The organism is Streptomyces pseudogriseolus, from assembly GCA_002154585.1.
Taxonomy (GTDB): Bacteria; Actinomycetota; Actinomycetes; order Streptomycetales; family Streptomycetaceae; genus Streptomyces; species Streptomyces pseudogriseolus.
The window spans coordinates 1-19,053 of sequence record MUNG01000100.1; the positions used below are offsets into that span (position 1 = coordinate 1).

The 19,053-nt window shown below is 71.4% G+C and carries 24 protein-coding genes and 2 pseudogenes; 21 read left to right on the top strand and 5 right to left on the bottom strand.

The genetic code is table 11. The annotated features are described in order from the left end of the window. From CCN29_RS10735 to CCN29_RS10755, 5 genes and pseudogenes are all read left to right on the top strand, one after another. Nucleotides 1-176, top strand: a pseudogene (locus CCN29_RS10735) (LmeA family phospholipid-binding protein); the annotation flags it as partial. A gap of 180 nt (nucleotides 177-356) precedes the next feature. Next, the gene (locus CCN29_RS35745; protein ID WP_350328463.1) at nucleotides 357-464 is read left to right on the top strand and encodes a putative leader peptide; all 108 of its coding nucleotides are present in this window, start codon (nucleotides 357-359) and stop codon (nucleotides 462-464) included. Between the two features lie 127 nt (nucleotides 465-591). After that, nucleotides 592-1,437, top strand: a complete 846-nt coding sequence (locus CCN29_RS10745; RefSeq protein WP_086681230.1) for a sulfurtransferase — start codon at nucleotides 592-594, stop codon at nucleotides 1,435-1,437. A gap of 32 nt (nucleotides 1,438-1,469) precedes the next feature. Beyond that, complete coding sequence (locus CCN29_RS10750; RefSeq protein WP_031064143.1) at nucleotides 1,470-1,757, top strand: DUF1416 domain-containing protein; 288 nt, start codon at nucleotides 1,470-1,472, stop codon at nucleotides 1,755-1,757. A gap of 72 nt (nucleotides 1,758-1,829) precedes the next feature. Next, the gene (locus CCN29_RS10755) at nucleotides 1,830-2,090 is read left to right on the top strand and encodes a DUF3099 domain-containing protein (protein ID WP_006133964.1); all 261 of its coding nucleotides are present in this window, start codon (nucleotides 1,830-1,832) and stop codon (nucleotides 2,088-2,090) included. A gap of 5 nt (nucleotides 2,091-2,095) precedes the next feature. Here CCN29_RS10755 and CCN29_RS10760 read toward each other — a convergent pair whose 3' ends face one another. Next, nucleotides 2,096-2,458 carry a DsrE family protein gene (locus tag CCN29_RS10760; RefSeq protein WP_006133963.1) on the bottom strand — a complete coding sequence of 121 codons (363 nt, stop codon included), beginning with the start codon at nucleotides 2,456-2,458 and terminating at the stop codon, nucleotides 2,096-2,098. Between the two features lie 94 nt (nucleotides 2,459-2,552). Between CCN29_RS10760 and CCN29_RS10765 the strand changes: the two genes are divergently transcribed. The 6 genes from CCN29_RS10765 to ygfZ all read left to right on the top strand — a co-directional run bounded on the left by CCN29_RS10765 (nucleotide 2,553) and on the right by ygfZ (nucleotide 7,184). Further along, nucleotides 2,553-3,284 carry a hypothetical protein gene (locus tag CCN29_RS10765; protein ID WP_006133962.1) on the top strand — a complete coding sequence of 244 codons (732 nt, stop codon included), beginning with the start codon at nucleotides 2,553-2,555 and terminating at the stop codon, nucleotides 3,282-3,284. After that, nucleotides 3,281-4,075, top strand: a complete 795-nt coding sequence (locus tag CCN29_RS10770) for a hypothetical protein (protein ID WP_086681233.1) — start codon at nucleotides 3,281-3,283, stop codon at nucleotides 4,073-4,075. The genes CCN29_RS10765 and CCN29_RS10770 overlap by 4 nt, the downstream gene beginning before the upstream one ends. Continuing rightward, nucleotides 4,072-4,923 carry a hypothetical protein gene (locus CCN29_RS10775; protein WP_086681235.1) on the top strand — a complete coding sequence of 284 codons (852 nt, stop codon included), beginning with the start codon at nucleotides 4,072-4,074 and terminating at the stop codon, nucleotides 4,921-4,923. The genes CCN29_RS10770 and CCN29_RS10775 overlap by 4 nt, the downstream gene beginning before the upstream one ends. Before the next feature lie 224 nt (nucleotides 4,924-5,147). Further along, a complete protein-coding gene (locus CCN29_RS10785; protein WP_006133958.1) occupies nucleotides 5,148-5,723 on the top strand; it encodes a heme-binding beta-barrel domain-containing protein in 576 nt (191 codons plus the stop codon). 48 nt (nucleotides 5,724-5,771) lie between these two features. Beyond that, the gene (locus CCN29_RS10790; RefSeq protein WP_006133957.1) at nucleotides 5,772-6,209 is read left to right on the top strand and encodes a Fur family transcriptional regulator; all 438 of its coding nucleotides are present in this window, start codon (nucleotides 5,772-5,774) and stop codon (nucleotides 6,207-6,209) included. A gap of 9 nt (nucleotides 6,210-6,218) precedes the next feature. Next, nucleotides 6,219-7,184 carry a CAF17-like 4Fe-4S cluster assembly/insertion protein YgfZ gene (gene ygfZ / locus CCN29_RS10795; protein WP_031020168.1) on the top strand — a complete coding sequence of 322 codons (966 nt, stop codon included), beginning with the start codon at nucleotides 6,219-6,221 and terminating at the stop codon, nucleotides 7,182-7,184. Between the two features lie 27 nt (nucleotides 7,185-7,211). On the opposite strand, the gene dtd is transcribed toward ygfZ, so the two are convergent. Further along, on the bottom strand, nucleotides 7,212-7,637 hold the full coding sequence (gene dtd, locus CCN29_RS10800) for a D-aminoacyl-tRNA deacylase (RefSeq protein WP_006133955.1): 426 nt from the start codon (nucleotides 7,635-7,637) through the stop codon (nucleotides 7,212-7,214). Nucleotides 7,638-7,814: 177 nt separating this feature from the next. Between dtd and CCN29_RS10805 the strand changes: the two genes are divergently transcribed. Beyond that, nucleotides 7,815-8,450: an RsiG family protein gene (locus CCN29_RS10805; RefSeq protein ID WP_107481688.1), complete on the top strand. Its 636-nt coding sequence runs from the start codon at nucleotides 7,815-7,817 to the stop codon at nucleotides 8,448-8,450. Between the two features lie 70 nt (nucleotides 8,451-8,520). Beyond that, a complete protein-coding gene (locus CCN29_RS10810) occupies nucleotides 8,521-9,777 on the top strand; it encodes a GNAT family N-acetyltransferase (RefSeq protein WP_086681239.1) in 1,257 nt (418 codons plus the stop codon). A 181-nt stretch (nucleotides 9,778-9,958) separates the two neighbouring features. Here CCN29_RS10810 and CCN29_RS10815 read toward each other — a convergent pair whose 3' ends face one another. Continuing rightward, complete coding sequence (locus CCN29_RS10815; protein WP_006133952.1) at nucleotides 9,959-10,144, bottom strand: hypothetical protein; 186 nt, start codon at nucleotides 10,142-10,144, stop codon at nucleotides 9,959-9,961. A 175-nt stretch (nucleotides 10,145-10,319) separates the two neighbouring features. Here CCN29_RS10815 and CCN29_RS10820 point away from each other — a divergent pair, with 175 nt between their 5' ends. Then, nucleotides 10,320-11,234 carry a winged helix-turn-helix domain-containing protein gene (locus tag CCN29_RS10820; protein ID WP_078882968.1) on the top strand — a complete coding sequence of 305 codons (915 nt, stop codon included), beginning with the start codon at nucleotides 10,320-10,322 and terminating at the stop codon, nucleotides 11,232-11,234. Nucleotides 11,235-11,294: 60 nt separating this feature from the next. Here the strand turns inward: CCN29_RS10820 and CCN29_RS10825 are convergent, their stop codons facing one another. After that, nucleotides 11,295-11,483 (bottom strand): hypothetical protein, encoded by a 189-nt coding sequence (locus tag CCN29_RS10825; protein ID WP_006133950.1) that lies wholly within the window; start codon nucleotides 11,481-11,483, stop codon nucleotides 11,295-11,297. 184 nt (nucleotides 11,484-11,667) lie between these two features. Between CCN29_RS10825 and CCN29_RS10830 the strand changes: the two genes are divergently transcribed. The 6 genes from CCN29_RS10830 (at nucleotide 11,668) to CCN29_RS10850 (ending at nucleotide 16,987) form a co-directional block, all read left to right on the top strand. Continuing rightward, complete coding sequence (locus tag CCN29_RS10830) at nucleotides 11,668-12,549, top strand: GntR family transcriptional regulator (protein WP_086681241.1); 882 nt, start codon at nucleotides 11,668-11,670, stop codon at nucleotides 12,547-12,549. Between the two features lie 29 nt (nucleotides 12,550-12,578). Beyond that, nucleotides 12,579-13,304 (top strand): HAD family hydrolase, encoded by a 726-nt coding sequence (locus CCN29_RS10835; protein WP_006133948.1) that lies wholly within the window; start codon nucleotides 12,579-12,581, stop codon nucleotides 13,302-13,304. Nucleotides 13,305-13,392: 88 nt separating this feature from the next. Further along, the gene (locus CCN29_RS35750) at nucleotides 13,393-13,704 is read left to right on the top strand and encodes a GntR family transcriptional regulator (protein WP_442538305.1); all 312 of its coding nucleotides are present in this window, start codon (nucleotides 13,393-13,395) and stop codon (nucleotides 13,702-13,704) included. After that, nucleotides 13,659-14,093 (top strand): hypothetical protein, encoded by a 435-nt coding sequence (locus CCN29_RS35755; RefSeq protein ID WP_442538306.1) that lies wholly within the window; start codon nucleotides 13,659-13,661, stop codon nucleotides 14,091-14,093. Before CCN29_RS35750 ends, CCN29_RS35755 begins: the two co-directional genes overlap by 46 nt. Before the next feature lie 220 nt (nucleotides 14,094-14,313). Then, entirely contained in the window at nucleotides 14,314-16,476 is a 2,163-nt protein-coding gene (locus tag CCN29_RS10845) for an aminoglycoside phosphotransferase family protein (protein WP_442538307.1), read from the top strand. 292 nt (nucleotides 16,477-16,768) lie between these two features. Then, entirely contained in the window at nucleotides 16,769-16,987 is a 219-nt protein-coding gene (locus tag CCN29_RS10850) for a hypothetical protein (protein ID WP_086681245.1), read from the top strand. Nucleotides 16,988-17,006: 19 nt separating this feature from the next. On the opposite strand, the gene CCN29_RS10855 is transcribed toward CCN29_RS10850, so the two are convergent. Then, nucleotides 17,007-17,702, bottom strand: a complete 696-nt coding sequence (locus tag CCN29_RS10855; protein WP_086681247.1) for a FadR/GntR family transcriptional regulator — start codon at nucleotides 17,700-17,702, stop codon at nucleotides 17,007-17,009. Between the two features lie 223 nt (nucleotides 17,703-17,925). Here CCN29_RS10855 and CCN29_RS10860 point away from each other — a divergent pair. Next, nucleotides 17,926-19,010: pseudogene (locus CCN29_RS10860) on the top strand (aminotransferase class V-fold PLP-dependent enzyme). The last annotated feature ends 43 nt before the right edge of the window (nucleotides 19,011-19,053 follow it).

Genomic DNA, 19,053 nt, shown 5'->3' on the forward strand with positions numbered 1-19,053 from the left:
ACGCGCTGCCGGTGCTGGGCGGGGTGGAGATCGCCGAGTCGAAGGTGCGGCAGATCACCGACTTCGAGCAGAGGATCGACGGACTGCCGGGCGGGATCAGCCTGGAGAAGGTCCAGGCGGCCGAGGACGGCGTGGAGGTCACGGTGACGGGCAAGGGCGTACGGCTGGCCGGATAGGCCGGTGTCCGGTGGGCGAGACGATGGCGTCCGCTGGACAGGCGACGTAGAGGGGACGGCGGGTCCGCCGGCGCCCGGGGTGGTGGAATTCCCGGGCGTTGTATCGCTTGATGGACGATCTCGTCTCAGTATGCGACACGCCGGTGACAGGGCCGCCCGTCCGTCCCTACGATCGTCCCCATGCAGTGTCAGACGAGCGTCCTCCGTCCGAGGGGACAGGCGGATCTCACGAAGCGGCGGGCAGTGGACCTGTGCCGTGTCGCCGCCATGCTCTGTCGCACCTTCTGAGCGGACGCGTCCTCCGTCCGCATTCCCGTTCCGTTCCCTGATCAGGGGACCCGTGCGCCGCCCCGGCCTGGGCGCCGCGCACCCCCGTACGCTCACGCCCCCCGCAACTGCCCCGGAGGAGAACAGCATGGCTCGCAGCGACGTCCTGGTCGACGCCGATTGGCTCCAGGAGCACCTGGACGACCCGACCATCGCGATCGTCGAGGTGGACGAGGACACGTCCGCCTACGACAAGAACCACATCAAGAACGCCGTCCGCATCGACTGGACCGAGGACCTCCAGGACCCGGTCCGCCGTGACTTCGTCGACCAGGCCGGCTTCGAGAAGCTCCTGTCCGAGAAGGGCATCGCCAACGACCACACGGTCGTCCTGTACGGCGGCAACAACAACTGGTTCGCCTCGTACGCGTACTGGTACTTCAAGCTGTACGGCCACGAGAACGTCAAGCTCCTCGACGGCGGCCGCAAGAAGTGGGAGCTCGACGCCCGCGAGCTGGTCCCCGGCGACGAGGTGCCGGAGCGCCCGAAGACCGACTACAAGGCGAAGCCGCAGGACACGTCCATCCGTGCCTTCCGCGACGACGTCGTGAAGGCGATCGGCGCGCAGAACCTGGTCGACGTGCGGTCGCCCGACGAGTTCTCCGGCAAGCTGCTCGCCCCGGCCCACCTGCCGCAGGAGCAGTCGCAGCGCCCCGGCCACGTGCCGAGCGCGAAGAACATCCCGTGGTCCAAGAACGCCAACGACGACGGCACCTTCAAGTCCGACGACGAGCTCAAGGAGCTCTACGCCGGCGAGGACGTCGACCTGGCCAAGGACACCATCGCCTACTGCCGCATCGGTGAGCGCTCCGCGCTGACCTGGTTCGTGCTGCACGAGCTGCTCGGCGTGGAGAACGTCAAGAACTACGACGGCTCCTGGACCGAGTACGGCTCCCTCGTCGGCGTGCCGATCGAGCTCGGCTCCGGCAAGTAATCCCTCCCCGACCGACCTCTCAGGAGTAAGACATGTGCGGTGCGAAGGCCGGCGGCCCGGACGCCTCGACGATCAAGCCCGGTGAGACCACCATCCAGGGTCAGGTGACCCGCGACGGCGAGCCGGTGACGGGGTACGTCCGTCTGCTCGACTCGACCGGCGAGTTCACCGCGGAGGTCCCGACCTCCGCGACCGGACAGTTCCGCTTCTACGCGGCGGAGGGCACCTGGACCGTCCGCGCCCTGGTGCCCGGCGGCACCGCCGACCGCACGGTCGTCGCCCGGCAGGGCGGCCTGGCCGAGGTCGCGATCGCGGTCTGAGCAGGGTTCGTACGAAGGGCCGCGTCCGTCTCGGACGCGGCCCTTCCGCGTGTCCGGACCTACGCTGGAGGTATGTACGCGCGCAGGCGGCACGCCTACTTCGCGCTGATGGGCGTCTGCGTCGGGCTGTTCGTCCTGGCCTGGGGCGTCGTGCGCCTCTGGTCGGTGCCCGCCGCCGTGGCGATGTGCCTGGTCGCCATGGTGATCCCGCCGGTCGCCGCGATGGTCGCCAACCGGCGCGGCCCCGACGACCGCTGGTGGGACGACCCCTCCGGCGACCCGCAGTCCGACGAGTGGTGGGACGAGCTCGACGGCAAGAAGGGGCCCCGGTAGGCGCCTCAGTACACGAGGGCCTGGGTGTCGTCCGCCAGGGCCTCCTGCACGAAGACCTGCGCCCCCGCGATCCGCACGCCCTCGACGACGTCCTTCTCCGTGATGTCCCGGCGCGCCGCGCACTGCGTGCACAGCGTGACCCGCCCGGCCGCGAGGACGGAGTCCAGCAGGTCGGGCAGCGGAGCGGAGTGCGGCAGCTCGAACTCGGCGGCCCGGCCGGGCAGCGCGAACCACGCCGACTCCCCGGTGAGCCACAGGGACACCTCGACACCGCTGGCCGCCGCCACCGCGGCCACCGTGAACGCCTGCGAGCAGCGCTCGGGTGCGTCGGCCCCTGCGGTCACCTTGATCACGAGCTTCTTCGCCATGACCGAATCGTAATCATGATCGCCGCAACTCCGGTCACCGGCTGTGAGTCTCCTGTGCGCGCGGACCGAACGCGCGTTCATGTGTGGGGGTGTTGTGGAACGAACCGAGGAAGAAGCGGGTCGGCGACGGCGCGGAGGGCGGACCGTCACGCTGATCGGTGCCGCCCTGGTGCTGGGTCTGGTCGCCGGGACCTGCACCGGCTATCTCGTCCAGGCCGGCCGTGCACCCACTCCTCTGCCTCCGCTGTCCCAGCCGGTGCTGGCACAGGCCCGGGGCGAAGGGCCCGCGCCTCTGCCGGCCGCGCAGGACCGGCGGGTGCGGACCGACGGCGACCTGCGCGAGCTGCTGCTGAAGAAGCCGCGTGCGGCCAAGCACCTGGAGGGGCTGCAGGACGGCGTCCGCTGGCTGGACCTGACCGCCCTCGCCGAGACCTGGACCCAGCCCGGCGAGGCGTTCGGCGACCTCGTGCGGGACGAGTTCCGCCGGGCGGCGATGACGGCCTGGGAGGAGGACGGATACACCGTGGAGATCCGTCTCACCCAGTTCCGTCAGGAGGAGTACACGGCGGCCACGGACGCCGCCGACGACGCCCAGCGCTGGGCCGAGGAGCGGGAGAACGACAGCTGGGCCCTGCCCGGCACCGGCAACGGCCGGGTCTACGTCATGACCGAGCCGGAGACCGAACCCGGCTACGAGCCCCAGTACAGCGCCGAGGCGCACGCCTGGCGCGGGGACATCGCGATGGACGTGTGGGTGACCGGGCGGGAGCCCGTCCCCAAGAAGAAGATCATGGACGTGGCCGAGCGGCAGATGGAGCGGCTGTGAGCGAAACCCCTGACGAGTCCGTCGGTCCGGAACAGCCGGACCTCCCTGCCGTGTCACGGCGCCGCCGCGTCGTCGCCCTGGCCGTGGGCGTCCTGCTGACCGGCGTGGTCGCCGCCGGCACGGGCGTCACCGCCGTGACCGTGGCGAACGCCGACCGTGATCCCGGCGCGCCCTCGTGGCGGTTCCCCAGGACCGTCCCCGCGGACGGGGAGCCGCCCGCGCCGCGGGGTCTCGCCTCGCTGCTCCTCCCGTACGGGGAGGACGGCCGGATGCGCGGACCCGACATCTCCGAGTTCGGCGCGGACGCCCAGCTCAGCGGCGCCCGCGCGACCGCGCTGCAGAAGGAGGCGCTTCAGGGCCTGCCGCGTTCGCAGCGCAAGAAGCTGGAGAAGGAGATCGACCGGCGCCGCGTCACCGGCATGGCGATGCGCAGCTACGTCAGCGGGGCGGACAGCCTCTACCAGGACGACGTCTACACGGCGAGCGTCGTGCTCTCGCAGATGGACAACCGGTCGGCCGTGCGAGGTCTCGCCCGTTCCCAGGCCGAGTTCCTGGAGGCGCTGGACGTCCTGCGCAAGGGGCCGAGGATCGAGGGCCACAAGGACGCGGCCTGCTTCCTGCCGCCCAAGGACCAGGAGCGGGACATCGAGGTGATGTTCTGCACCGCCCACGTCGGTGACGTCCTGGTCACCGTCACCGCGAGCGCCGTGGCGCCGATCGACGCCAAGAGCGTCGCCGCGCTGGTCCGCGAACAGCTCGACCGCATCGAGGAACCGGGGAAGGCCGTATGACCGAGCAGCAGCAGACCCCCGTCACACCCCGGCCGGCCGAGCCCCTGGACGTCGCCGTACCCGCCCCGTCGCCTGCCCCGCGCAGGGACCGGCGGGCGCTTCGGGCCGCTGTGCGGTGGGCCGCCGCCGTCGTCGTGTTCGCCGTGGCCGGGGCCGGCACGGCGTACGGGATCACACGGATGGAACGTACGGACGTCCCCGGCCTGGCGACGGAGTCCGACGGGCGCTGGGACTACCCGCTGCTGACGAAACCGCCGCTGCCCTCCGGCAGCCCGGGGCCGCGAGCCGAGTCCAACCCGGCCGGCGCCCACCACGCCGACCTGCGCGCACTTGTGCTGCCCGCGCCGAGGGGGGCGAAGGAGAACAGGACGCTGCGTGGCGCGCGGGGATGGCTGCCGACGGACGTCTTCCTGGCGGAGATCGCGGAGAAGGAGGACCGGGACGAGTTCCGGCAGCGCCTCGTCGACTGGGGTCTGCGGCACATCGCCGCACGCGGGTGGACCACCGAGGACGGCACCCGCACCCGGATCTACCTGCTGCGGTTCGACACCGCGAGCGTTGCGGACGACCGGTTCCACCGCGTGCTGTTCCCGTACACCGGCCCCTCCCACCGGGTGGCCGGTACGGAGAACGTGGTCAGCGACGAGACGTTCCCGGAGGCGGCCACGGTCGCCGGCGTGCAGCGCACCGTGTACGACGAGGCCGAGCCGCGCGGCGCCGAGCACGACCGGCAGGCGTACCTCGTCTCGGGCGACGTGCTCGCCGTGGTGCTGCAGTCCCGGAAGGGAGCCGCGCACGCGGTGCCCTTCCGGCAGACGGTCGTGCTCCAGAGCCAGCTGCTGGGCTGAGCCGCGCAGGGGCGCGGCACCTCGCACGACGAGGGCCGCGCCCCGCCGCGTAAGCTGGGGGCCGGCCCCGTGCAACCCTCGCATCCCGCTCAAGGAGCACCCCGTGATCATCTTCTTCGAAATCCTGCTGGTCCTGGTCTGCGTCGGCGTCCTCGCCTTCGCCGGACTGACCGTGAAGAAGCTGTTCCAGGGCCAGCGCTGACCGCGACCAGGAAGTACCCCTCATGATCGAAATCCCGTCCGACCTGCACAAGGACCTCGTCCCGCTCGCCTTCCTCCTCGGCAACTGGGCGGGCGCCGGCGTGCACGACTTCCCCGGTGCCGAGAAGTGCAACTTCGGCCAGGAGGTCACCTTCACCCACGACGGGCGGAACTTCCTGGAGTACAGCTCGCACACCTGGGTGCTCGACGGTGACGGCAACAAGGTCCGCCCGCTGGAGTCGGAGCACGGCTACTGGCGCATCGACGCCGACCGCAAGGTCGAGGTGACCATGGTCCGCGACGACGGCGTCGTCGAGGTCTGGTACGGCGAGATGGCCGACAAGAAGCCGCAGATCGACCTGGTGACGGACGCCGTGGCGCGCACCGCCGCATCCGGCCCGTACACCGGCGGCAAGCGGCTGTACGGCTACGTCAAGAGCGACCTGATGTGGGTCGGCGAGAAGCAGACCCCCGAGGTCGAGCTGCGCCCCTACATGTCGGCGCACCTGAAGAAGGTCGTCACCCCGGAGGAGGTCGAGCGCTGGGCCAAGGCCCTGCCCGACGACATGCCCGACGACGGCATCGCGTTCTTCAAGTAGGCCGTCCGGCCCAGGGGTGATCCAGACGGCAGGGCCTAGACTCGTGGTGTGGTGAGCACCGACTGGAAGAGCGACCTCAGGCAGCGCGGCTACCGGCTGACGCCCCAGCGCCAGCTCGTGCTCGAAGCCGTCGACACCCTGGAGCACGCGACCCCCGACGAGATCCTCGTGGAAGTGAGGAAGACCGCGTCGGGGGTCAACATCTCCACCGTGTACCGCACGCTGGAGCTGCTGGAGGAGCTGGGCCTGGTCAGCCACGCCCACCTCGGGCACGGCGCGCCGACCTACCACCTCGCCGACCGCCACCACCACCTGCACCTGGTGTGCCGCGACTGCACCAAGGTGATCGAGGCGGACGTGGAGGTGGCGTCCGAGTTCACGGAGAAGCTGCGGGACACCTTCGGCTTCGACACGGACATGAAGCACTTCGCGATCTTCGGCCGGTGCCAGGACTGTTCCCTGAAGACTTCAACTACCGAGTCGTAGGCTAGGCGTATGAAAAGCCCCCTGCTGACCCTGCCCGGCGCCGTCCCCGCCGAGGGCGTGGACGAAGGCGTGGCCGCCCACTACGGCGACCTGTTCCGCGAGCAGCGCGCCCTCGCCGACGGCACCGGCTTCGTCGACCTGTCCCACCGCGGGGTCGTCACCGTTTCCGGTCCCGAGCGGCTCGGCTGGCTCCACCTGCTGCTCACCCAGCACGTCCAGGAGCTGCCGCCGCACCAGGCCACCGAGGCGCTGATCCTGTCCGCCAACGGCCACATCGAGCACGCGCTCTACCTGGTCGACGACGGGGAGACGACCTGGGCTCACGTCGAGCCCGGCACCCAGGAGGCGCTGGTCGCGTACCTGGAGTCGATGAAGTTCTTCTACCGGGTCGAGGTCGCCGACCGCACCGAGGACATCGCGGTGCTGCACCTGCCCGCCGGGTCCATCGCCGAGGCGCCCGAGGGCGTGGCGGTGCGCGAGACGCCGTACGGCAGGGACCTGTTCCTGCCCCGCGACGGCCTGGAGGAGTACGCGCGCACGGCCGGCCCCGCCGCCGGGCTCCTCGCCTACGAGGCGCTGCGCGTCGAGCAGCACCGGCCCCGGCTCGGCTTCGAGACGGACCACCGCACCATCCCGCACGAGCTGGGCTGGATCGGCTCCGCCGTGCATCTGCAGAAGGGCTGCTACCGGGGCCAGGAGACGGTCGCCCGGGTGCAGAACCTGGGCAAGCCGCCGCGCCGGCTGGTCTTCCTGCACCTGGACGGCAGCGAGGTGCACCTGCCCGTGCCGGGCACCGAGCTGCGTCTTGCGGACGACGGCCCGGACGGCCGGAAGATCGGCTTCATCACGACCTCCGTACGTCACCACGAGCTGGGCCCGGTCGCCCTCGCCCTGGTGAAGCGGAACGTCCCGGTGGACGCCCCGCTGCTGGCCGGGGACACGGCCGCCGCGCAGGAGACCGTCGTCGAACCGTGAGCCGCACGGCTCACATGTCCAGCGGCCTCACATCTCCAGCAGCACGGTGAACGGGCCGTCGTTCGTCAGCGACACCCGCATCTGCGCGCCGAACCGGCCCGTCGCCACCGTCGCGCCCAGCGCGCGCAGCTGCGCCACCACCTCGTCGACCAGCGGCTCGGCGAGGTCGCCGGGGGCGGCCGCGTTCCAGGTGGGGCGGCGGCCCTTGCGGGCGTCCCCGTAGAGGGTGAACTGGCTGATCACCAGGAGCGGGGCGCCGGTGTCGCTGCACGACCGTTCGTCCTTCAGCATCCGGATCGACCACAGCTTGCGGGCGAGCTGCGCCGCCTTCTCCTCGGTGTCCTCGTGGGTGACGCCGACCAGGACGCACAGGCCCTCGCCCGCGATCTCCCCGACGGTCTCGCCGTCCACCACGACGCTCGCGCCGTCCACCCTCTGCACCACTGCACGCATACGCCCATGATGCCGGTCGGCGAACAGACGCCCGACGGCGGCCCGCGATCCACCCCAGTCGGGCTATTTTTACTCCTTAGCGCCCATCTGGGGCGGATCGGGGCCACTCGCTCACGTTGCGGCCGCTCGGGGTGGCACGATGCTGGCACATGCCGGTCGAGGGGACGGTTGAGGCACATGAGCACACCGGGGATCGGGCAGTCGTCTGCGGCTGTCGCGTTGACCCAAGGGGGCGCCGGGGAGCGGGAGTTCCGCCGGCCGCCCACGCAGCGCACGGACAGCCCCGCGCTGCCCGGGAACGGGGCGGAGGACGATCTGACCGGGCTGAGCCTGGCCGCGCTGCGCGCGATGCGGCGGGACGCGCAGCGCGACGAGGCCGACCTCAGCTACGTACGGCGGCTGCTCCAGGGGCGGATCGACATCCTGCGCGCGGAGCTGGCCCGGCGTGACCTGCCGGAAGGGGTGCCCGCGGCCCTCGCGCCGGGGGAGACCTCCGTCGTGGAGCGGCTGCCGGAGATCCTGCGGGACACCCCCGCGCGCCACCGGTCCTCCGCCCGCCATCTGACGCTGGGCACACCGCGGGGCGAGGAGTACCGGCGGCTGGCCGCCGAGATGCTCGCCGAGGTGACGCTCTCCGACCTGGGCGCGCGCACGGACGGCGAGCTGCACACCGCCATGGGCCGGCTGGTGGGCTACGAGCAGCAGGTGTCGCGCCGCCGGCAGCGGCTCCAGCGGACCGCCGACGCGTGCGGGGCGGAGATCACCCGCCGCTACCGGGAGGGGGAGGCGCAGGTCGACGACCTGCTGTTGTGACCTGAGGAGGCCCTGAGGGGCGGGGAAACCACGTCGACACCCGCCCGGGGGCCGACCTACCGTGAGGCCCATGACCTCCCGTGCCGACATCGACGTACGCCCCATCGACGAGTCCGAGTTCCCCGACTGGAGCCGGGCCATGAACGTCGGGTTCCTGCGGGAACCGACCATCAGCGAGGAGTTCCTCGAGGCGCGCCGGGCGCAGTACACGCCCGGCCGCACGGTGGGCGCCTTCGACGACGGGCGGTGCGTCGCCACCTTCCGTTCCTTCGCGCAGGAGCTCACCGCGGTCGGCGGGGCGGCCGTGCCGGCCGACGCGGTCACCAACGTCACCGTCTCCCCGACCCACCGCCGGCGCGGGCTGCTGACCCGGATGATGGCCCAGGACCTGGCGGCGGCGAAGGAGCGCGGGGACGTCGTCGCCACGCTGATCGCCGCCGAGTACCCGATCTACGGGCGGTACGGCTTCGGCCCGGCCACCTGGGCCACCGAGTGGACGGTCGACGTGCCGCGCGCCGGGCTCGACCCGCGCTGGGCGGGCCCGGAGGACGGCGGCCGGCTCGACCTGGTGGACGCCGAGGACGTCCGCAAGCTCGGCCCCGAACTGCACGCGCGGCTGCGCCGGTCCCAGCCGGGCGCGGTCAGCCGCGACGAGCTGTGGTGGCAGCTCACCACCGGCGCCGTGCGCTTCCTCCCCGGGTTCCGCGAGCCCTTCTTCGTGGTGTACCGCTCGGCCGCCGGCGAGGTCGAGGGGATGGCCGCCTACACCACGGACGACACCTGGGGCGAAGCCAAGCAGCCGCTGAACACCGCGAAGGTGAAATGGCTGACCGGGGTGACCCCGGCCGCCGAGCGGGCGCTGTGGCGGTACCTGTGCTCGATCGACTGGGTGGTCCGGGTGAGGAGCGGCTACCGGGCGCCCGACGACCTGCTTCCGCACGTCCTGCCCGACCCGCGGGCCGCCGCCGTCACCACCCAGGCCGACTTCCTGTGGGTGCGGATCCTCGACGTCGTACGGGCGATGGAGGCGCGGACGTACGGGGCGTCGGGGGCGCTGGTGCTGGAGGTGGCCGACGCGGGCGGACTGGCCGGCGGGCGGTACCGGGTGGAGGCGTCGGCGGACGGCGCCGGGACCTGCGCGCCGACGACCGAGAACCCTCATCTCTCCCTGGACGTGGCGGACCTGGCGACGCTGTGGCTCGGGGACGAGTCGGCGGTGCGGCTCGCGGCGCTGGGCCGGGTGCGGGAAGAACGAGCGGGCGCCGCCCGTGAGGCCGACGCCCTGCTGCGTACGTCCAGGCGACCGTGGTGCCCGGACATCTTCTGAGTGCTGTCGCTGTCCTGTGAGCGCAGCGGTTGTGCCGCTTCCTCCTTCCGCCGGCGGACGGGTGGGCGTGCTCGTGCATCCGTAGCGAGCTGTTCAGTTGTGGTTGTGGTGGTGCTCCCGTCGGCGGGCTCCCGGCTCCCCTCCGGAAGGGAGCCCGGCCGGCGGTCCGTGCGGAGTGCCGTCAGCCGGACTGGGCGAACAGCATCACGAGGATGACCGCGCCGATGCCGCTGATCATGGTGGAGCGTGCCTTGATGCCCACGGTGAGGGCGACGAAGGCGATGATCCCCATCGGGCCGTACTTCCACTGGACGAGTTGCTCGAACCCGATGGCCAGGGCGGCGACGACGACGGCGACGAGCGGCATGGCGGTCCCCCTTTGTCCGGTGGCCTCCCCACCGCCTCCCTGGTGAGCCAACCCCTCTATGGGTCTGCCAGGTTGAGCGAGTTGGTGACCAACTTGTTCCTAGTTATCTCCACTTGGAAGAGTCCTATAACCACCCTCAACTGAACTGCCGCAAGATGGCGAGAAGTTGTACTGTTTGGCCGTGGAGCCGGAACACGCCTCCGTCAACGGACGGAAGAAGCCACAGCGGCCACAGCGGACGCATCGTGAGGTGGCCGACGAGCTGCGCGCCCGGATCCGGTCCGGAGCGCTGCGGCCGGGCCAGCGCATGCCCACGCAGGCCCAGCTGGCCGCCGAGTTCGGCGTCGAGCGGCAGGCCGTGCGGGGCGCGTTGCGCATCCTCCAGTCGGAACATCTGCTCACCAACGTCTCCAAAGGGGCTCCCGCGACGGTCGCGGACCGCGCCGACCGCGTTCCGGCGGGCCCCGCGGCGCCTCCGCAGCCCACCACCGTGGCGCTCGCACCCCGGATAGCCTCCGCCTTCGAGGCGGAGCACGTGGAGATCGACGCCGTCTGCCTCACCGCCGTCTCCCTCACCCTCGCCATCGGGGAACCGCTGCGGCAGATCCACGCGGGGCGGCTGAAACCGGCCAAGGTCGACGTCCGGGTGCTGCTGCCCAGCCGGAACATCGACCTGGCCTTCCCGGTGCCGGTCGGCGGGCGGCAGGGGGACGAGGACCCGGTGCACGAACGCTGGCTGGCCCAGCGCAACGCCCAGGGCCAGGTGCTCCGCCACAACCTGCGGGCCCTGCGCGCGACGCACGGGATCGACGTGCGGGTGACCTTCCGGGCGCTGCCCTTCACCCCGCCGGTGAAGCTGTATCTGCTCAACAACGCCGAGGCGCTGTTCGCCTACTACACGGTGACCCGCACCGAGGCGCTGATCGGCCAGGAGAGCCTGCCGACGTATGACGCGCAGGGCGTGCGGTCGATGCTGTTCGCCTTCGAGCAGGGCACGGGACTGCGGGATGCGACCTTCGTGGAGCAGTCCCAGCTGTGGTTCAACGCACTGTGGGAGACGATCAGTTCGGAGCTGGAGCTCACGGACTGACGTCTCCCGCAGGGGTCGGTACGGGCCTGCCACGGTCCCGTGGCGGCCGGGGCGGGCCGGTCACAGGGCCGGGCGGGCCACGAGCAGCGCGAGCAGCACCGCTCCGGCGGAGCTGACGCCCGGCCGGTTGGCGTGGATGCCCACGGTGACCAGCAGCAGGCCGAGGAGGCCGGCCGCGCCGTACCTCCACTGGACGAGCTGCTCGACGGTGACGACGACGACGGCGGAGATCAGGGCGATGACGGGCATGGTGTACCCCCTTCGGGCGGAGACGGTGGAGGCGGTGGATCGTGTGACGGGCGGGGGAGCGGAACGCTAACTTCCGCCAACTCCTCCGAGTTGGCAACCAACTATGCTGAAGTTGTCCCCACTTGGCTCCTACTTGTAAACGACTTTCAAACAACTCCCCTTAGATGGATCAAAGTTGTAGCGTTTGGTCGTGGCCCAGGAGAACGTGTCAGTGAACGGCAGCAGCAGGCTCTCGGCCCAGGAGATCGCCGACATCCTGCGGGAACGCATCCGCGGGGGTGAGCTGAAGGCGGGCGACCGGCTGCCCACGCAGGCCGAGCTGGCCGAGGAGTTCGGCGTGGAGCGCGGCACCGTACGCCAGGCCCTGCGCGCCCTCCAGGACGACGGTCTCCTCAGCAACGTCAGCAAGGGCAGCCCGCCCCGGATCGCCGCGCCCGCCCCCGCGCGGGAGGAGCCCCAGCCGACGATGGTGGGGCTGGCGCCGCGGCTGACGGAGGCGTTCTCCACGCCCCGCGTGCGGATCGACGCCGTGTGCCTCACCGCGGAGAGCTTCATGCTGGCGGTCGGCGAGCCGGTCCGGCACATCCACGAGGGCCGCCTGCGCCCCGAGGCCGTCGACGTCCGCATCATGCTGCCGTCCCGGCGGATCAACCTCGCCTTCCCCGTGCCGGTCGACGGCCGCGACGGCGACGACGACCCCGTGCACGAGCGGTGGCTGGCCCAGCGCAACTCGCAGGCCCGCGTGCTCCAGCACAACCTCCAGGCACTGCGCGCCACGCACGGTGTCGACGTGCACGTGACCTTCCGGGCGCTGCCCTTCACCCCGCCGGTGAAGCTGTACCTGCTCAACGGCGAGGAGGCGCTGCTCGGTTACTACATGCTGACCCGGCGCGAGGAGGAGTGGGAGAGCCAGACCCTGGAGATGTACGACGCGCTCGGCTCCGCCTCCCTCCTCTTCTCCTTCGCCAAGCGGGCCGGCCGGCGGGACCTGGCGTTCGTGGAGGAATCACAGAAGTGGTTCGACGCCCTCTGGGAAACCATCACGACGGACCTGACACTCTCCTAGTGACTTCTGAGACGCAGCAGACTGAACCGGTGACAACCGAGACCGAGACGGAACCGAACGACCTGCGGAACCTGATCGAAGGCGCCCGGGTCGTGCTGTGGGACTTCGACGGCCCCGTCTGCCGGCTGTTCGCGGGCCACTCGGCGGAAAGGGTGGCCCGGGACCTGGTGGAGTGGCTGGAGGGGCAGGGGCTGCACGGCCTGCTCGCCGAGTCCGAGCGCGAGTCCCTCGACCCGCACGCCGTCCTGCGCGCCGTGGACCGCCGGCACCCCGGCAGCGACCTCGTCACGGAACTCGAGGAACGTCTCACCCAGGAAGAGCTGAAGGCCGCGGCCTCCGCCCGGCCCACTCCGTACGCCGACCCCCTGGTCCGCACCTGGACGGCGGTGGGCGCCCGCCTGGCCATCACCACCAACAACTCGCCGCAGGTGGTGAAGGAGTACCTGACGTCCCGGGGCCTGCTGGAGTGCTTCGCCCCGCACGTCTACGGCCGCACCCAGGAGCTCCGTCACCTGAAGCCGCACCCGCACTGCGTCCACCGGGCCCTGAACGCGACGGGCGCCGCCCCGTCGACGGCCCTGATGATCGGGGACACCCCCTCCGACTACCAGGCCGCGCGGGCCGCGGGGGTTCCGTTCCTCGGCTACGCCCGCAACGAGCGCAAGAACAAGGTGCTGCGGGACGCGGGGGCGGAGACGATCGTCGACTCGCTGGAACCGGTGCTGAAGCTGGTGCGGGAGTCGGGTCAGGCCTGAATCATCAGGGCGGTGAGCAGGACGGCCATTTCCGGCAGGACCGTGGGGAGTTGGGTCGTCGGCGGACTCGAAGCGGTACGTTGCCGGCGTGGCCGGCAGGGGTGGCGAGTCAGGCGGCGGCGGGCGGGAGGCCCAGCGGGTCGCCGACGAGTTGCGCGCGCGGACAGGGCACCTCTATCCCCTCCACTCCTTCCTGCCGGCGCAGCGCGCCCTCGCCGTGGAGCTGGGCGTCTCCCGTGACACGGTGCAGCGGGCGCTCCGGGAGCTGGTGAACGAGCCCTGGGCGCCCACATCCGGCTCCAGTCGGAGCGCATCCGCGGTGGCTTCATCTCGCCCCAGCGCATCACCCTCCGTATGCTCCTTCCGGACCCGTCACTTCCGCTGCCGTACCCGCGGGTGAAGGAGGACCCGGACGACTCCCGGATGCGGACGCGGCTGCGTGCCATCACGGAGACGCACACGGCCTCCCTGATCGGCGCGCTGAGGGACCTCCAGACCGAGGGCCTGGTCCCCTTCGTCGACGTGCGCATACGACAGGCCCCGCTCACCCCGACCTTCAAGCTCTACCTGTTCAACGCGGAGGAGGCGCTGCACGGCATGTACGAGATCATCGAACGGCCGCTGGAGCTGGGGGACGGCGAGGTGGTGGCCGCTCTGGACGTGCTGGGGCTGGGGGCCACGCTCACCCACCACGTGAAGGATCCGGCCGGCGCCGGGGCTCCCGGAACCGTGTTCGTGGAGGGCATGCAGCAGTGGTTCGACTCCGTGTGGAACCACCTCGCGCAGTGACGTGGTGCTGTACGATTCCGGCCACCGATTGAGCAAAAACTCCACCCCCGTTCGTACCAGGGAGCACATCAGCGACCGGAACGGGCTTCCGTACCTTCGGGCACTTGGGTGACACCCCCCGTCCCGGCGCCGGACGCCATGCGGTTGACTTCCGCATGCGGATACGGCGGCCGCATGCCTACCGTCATTTGTGTCTCCCTCGTACGTCACGGAGCGGCCAGTGGGCGCACCACCTCTTCCCCGACCGGCCCTCGGGGTGCCCACCGCGTCGGACGGCTGGCTGCGCGGTTTCGTGGCCCGTGCCACCCGGAACGGCACGGCCACCAGCGGTCACCACAACCAGAACTACGTGCTGCCGCTGGGGGAGAGGGAGGCACGCCTGCTGGGCCGTGAGCCGGGGGCCTCGGTGACGGTGCGCATCCGCCGGGCCGAGGCGCTGCCGGTGGTGATCAGGACCTGGGACAACGAGGACGAGATCCTCGGGGCGGTCAGGGGTGCGCTGCCACAGGCACCGCAGTGCATCGCCAAGGGCCCGGGCTTCACCGTCCACACTTATGTGGAGGGCATACCCCTTTCCAGCATCTGTGGGAACGGCAAGCCTCTCGACACGTCGCTCATCCGTGCTCTGGCTGGTCTGCTTGCGCAAATGGCGCAGGTCAGGCGCGCCACTTTGCCCGCGTTACCGCCCCACTGGCCGAGCAACGACACCGACAGCCAGGCGTTCCTGCGCACCCTCGCCCACCTCGCCGACCGGCAGATCCGCCGGCCCAATTGGACTGCGTTCGGCGGACTGTTCGCGGCACTGGGCATCCCGGAGGACGCCCTGGTCCGGCTGGCCGAGCGCACCCCTGTCATGGCGCGGCGGCCGTACAGCCTGCTCCACGCCGACCTGCACCGCGACAACGTGATCGTCTCCTACGGCGAATCGCTGCCTCTGATCTGTGTCGACTGGGAGCTGGCGACCTACGGCGACCCCCTCCACGACCTGGCGACCCACCTGGTGCGCATGCACTACCCGGAGCACCAGTGGCCTGAGGTGGTCCACGCCTGGGAGGAGGCCATGGGCCGCATTCGCCCGGCGGCCGTCAACGGCCTGGCCAAGGACCTCCAGCACTACGTCGACTTCGAGCGCGCGCAGTCCGTGTTCCCGGACGTGATGCGGGCCGCGCGGTCCCTCGAACAGGCGTACTCGCAGAAGAACCTGGACGAGGTGACGGCCGAGGTGGGCAGGGCACTGCGGGCGGCCGCGCGTCCGCTCGGCCTGCGGAGCGTGCCCGGGCCGAAGGAGATCGAGCGGACCCTGTGCCGCTGGCTGGTGTCGCGCGGCGTGCGGCGCGCCGAGGTCATCGGATGGCAGCCGGACCGGCGCCTCGCGCTGCCGGACGACTTCGGTGAGAGGGAGGTCCTCGACGCCCTGACGGTGGAGGGCGCGGCCCCGGCCGGCCGCGTTTTCAAGGGCACGGCTCACCTCAACACCGTGGTCCGGGTCCCGGGAGTCTGCCACCCGGTCGTCGTACGGCGCATGCTGCCCGACGTCACCCGGCGGGAACCGAACTTCCTCAGCGAGCACGCGGTGCTGCGGAGCATCGAGGAGGCCAAGGTCGCCGTGAACGCGCCCAAGGCCCTGGCCCTCGGCGAGACCTACCCGAACGACCCCTTCGCGATCCACACCTACATGGGCCCGGAGGACATCGACCGCCCCCCGAACCATCCGGTGCACGGCCTTCTGCCCCACGAGGCGGACACGTTGGTGGACCAGCTCTGTGCCTTGGCCCGGGTGGACTACAAGCAGCTCGACCCGACGGCCGGCGAGCCGGGCTTCCACCGCTGGCTCACGGGCGAACTGGTCCGCCTGGTCGCCGAGCTTCCCAGGAAGACACAGCAGCTCGCACGGCAGCTGGGGCTCCCGGACGCCGGCCGGCTCGACCAGATCCTGTCCCGGCAGGAGGTCAGCCACCGCCGGCCCTCCCTCCTGCACGGCGACCTCAACCCGTGGAACCTGGTGCGCCGGGACGGCGGGCTGAGCATCATCGACTGGGAGATGGCCCTGATCGGCGACCCCCTGTACGACCTGGTCCGGCACATGCACCTCACCCCGACCCGCCCGGAGATCCGGGACCGCATGTTCCGCCGTTGGGAACGCAGCCTCCCGGCCGCGTACACGCGTGACTGGCAGCAGGACTGGCAGGTGTACCGGCGTCTTGAAGTCGTCAGGTCCGCATACGTGGACCTCGACCGCATCGTCTCCCGGGATGGTCTCGAGGCCCCCAACGTCCGCCGCGCGGTCGCCTCGTACTCGGTGACCCTCACCGTCGCCAGCGGCGCCTTGGGCCTCCCCGTCCGTGCCACGACGAACCCCTACCTTGCCCGGGCCCTCGTCTAGAGGGAGCATGTCAAGCCGGTACTCGCATGCGTGTCGTGGTGCGATACACGGAGGGGGGCTCGGCATGCCAGAGCGGGGATCCGGGATCACCGGCGGAGGTGTGGCACAGCGGTTACGCCGAACGCAGGAGCGCTTTGAGCCGCTGGTTACGCGCTTTATCCTCGGTGGGATCTTCGTCGTTGGGCTAATTGCCCAATTCGTGCAGCCGGGCCGGCACGGCAACCTCGCTGTCCGGTGTGAGTACCGCTTCTACCCGGGAATACCCGGCCAAAAGATCTGCATCTTTAACCGGATGCAGGTACTGCACGGCTTCTACGACCTGTCCGTCCGCATGCGTCTCCAGCGCACCGGCCCCGAGTACTACGACCCCAAGGGTTACACCACGGACCTCAACGTCTGCTCGCCCGGCACCGCCGCCTCCGACCCCGTCGTGACGATGTGGAACAAGCACTTCGACGACCTCTGGGCGCTCGCGTCCGTGCCCGGCTGGCGGCGCAGCGCAGCCGCGTGACCAGGCCGGCCGAGCCGGCTCAGCTCCCCTCGTCCTCCACCGGCGGCATCAGCGCCCGCAGCCACCGCTCCGTCTGCGCGACGTGCGCCTCCGCCGCGCCCGCTGCCGCGCCCGGGTCGCGGTCGGCGATGGCGGTGGCGAGGACGCGGTGGTCGGCGTCGCTCTTGCGGCGGAGGTCGGGGCCCTCGGGGAGGGTGAAGACCTGGTACTTGCGGGAGCGGGCGCGGAAGACCGCGAGGAGGGAGGCCAGGGTGGGGTTGCCGGCCGCGCGGGCGATCTCCGCGTGGAAGCGGTGGTCCAGCTCGGACGCCTCCGTCGGGTCCTCCGTGGCCTCCATCGCCTCGATGAGGGAGAACAGCGTCCCGATCGTCTCGGGGGTGGCCCGGGCCGCCGCCTGCGCCGCCACGTGCGCCTCCAGGACGCGCCGGATCTCGTAGACCTCCAGCAGACCCGGCAGGGGCAGGAGTTGGAGGGTGAGGGACAGGCTGCCGATCAGGTCCTCGGGGCGCAGCTGCGAGACGTACGTGCCCGAGCCGTGGCGCGGCTCGATCACCCCCAGCGCCGCCAGCATCCGGACCGCCTCGCGCAACGAGCCGCGAGAGACGCCGAGTTCCTCGCAGAGGTCCGCCTCGGGCGGGATCCGCTCCCCGGCGCCGAGCCGCCCCGTGGCGATCATGTGGCGCAGGCCGTGGAACGCCTTGTCGACTGCCGACATCCGTTGCCTCCCCTGACGGGCCGCGTCCGCCGCGCCCGCCCGAAGGGCACTGTAGCGGGCGGAGAGGTCAGATGACTTCGGTGCAACATTCCCGAGTCATCTGATTTCTTCTGGCTCACAGGTCTTGTCATGGCCGAAAACACCGTGCCACCATCCCGAGTCATCATACGTCTTGGCCTTCGGGTCTCCCGTTGGTCCGATGTCCCTCGCGGATGGGAGTCATGTGAGCGAGACCGACGTCAGCACCGCGCCCCGCCCCCTGCTGCTGGCCGACGGCCGGCCCGCGGTGGACGCGTGGTCGCTGGACCCCGCCCTGCGCCACCTCAACCACGGTTCGTTCGGCGCCGTTCCGCTGGTCGCCCAGGAGCGGCAGAACGCGCTGCGGGCGGAGATGGAGCGGGCGCCGGTCGTGTGGTTCCCCGAGCTGCCGGGGCGGATCGCGGCGGCCCGGACCGGAATCGCCGCGTTCCTCGGCGCGGAGGCGGGCGACCTCGCCCTGGTGCCCAACGCCAGCGCCGGCGTGAGCGTCGTGTACGCGAACCTGGAGAACAGGGCCGGCGGCGAGATCGTCGTCACCGACCATGGCTACGGCGCCGTCACCATGGGCGCCGAACGCCTCGCCCGCCGCTGGGGCGGCCGGGTCCGCACCGCGCGGGTGCCGCTGGACGCGGACGAGGAGCAGGCGTACGAGGCGGTGNNNTGGAGCGGATCGGCGCGGAGGCGGCCCGGCGCGGTGTGCCGTTCCTCGTCGACGCCGCCCACGCACCCGCCCTGCTCGCGGCCCCCCTCGATGGCCTGACCTGCGACTTCTGGGCGGGCAACCTCCACAAGTGGGCCTGCGCCCCGCGCGGCACCGCCGCCCTGGTCGCCCGCGGCCCGCTCCGCGACGGCCTCCACCCCCTGATCGACTCCTGGGGCGCGCCCGACCCGTATCCGGACCGGTTCGACCAGCAGGGCACGCTCGACGCCACCAACTACCTCGCCGCGCAGACCGCGCTGGACTTCGTCGACAGCACCTGGGGCTGGGACACGNNCGGCGAGGACGCGCGCGTGGACGTCGGGATGCCGGTGCCGGGCATGCGGCTGGTGCGGCTGCCGGACGGTCTGGCCGACAGCCGGGTCGCCGCGGACGCGCTGCGCGACCGGGCGGCGGCGGAGCTGGGCGTGGAGGCCGCGTTCACCGCGTTCGGCGGCATCGGCTACGTCCGGCTGTCCGCGCATCTCTACAACACCGCCGCAGACTACGAGTACTTCGCCGAGCGGTGCGTGCCCCTGCTCGGTGAGTGGGCCCGCGCCGTCCGCCCCTGACCCCCCCGATCTCCCGATCCTCCGATCCCTCCATCCTCCACAC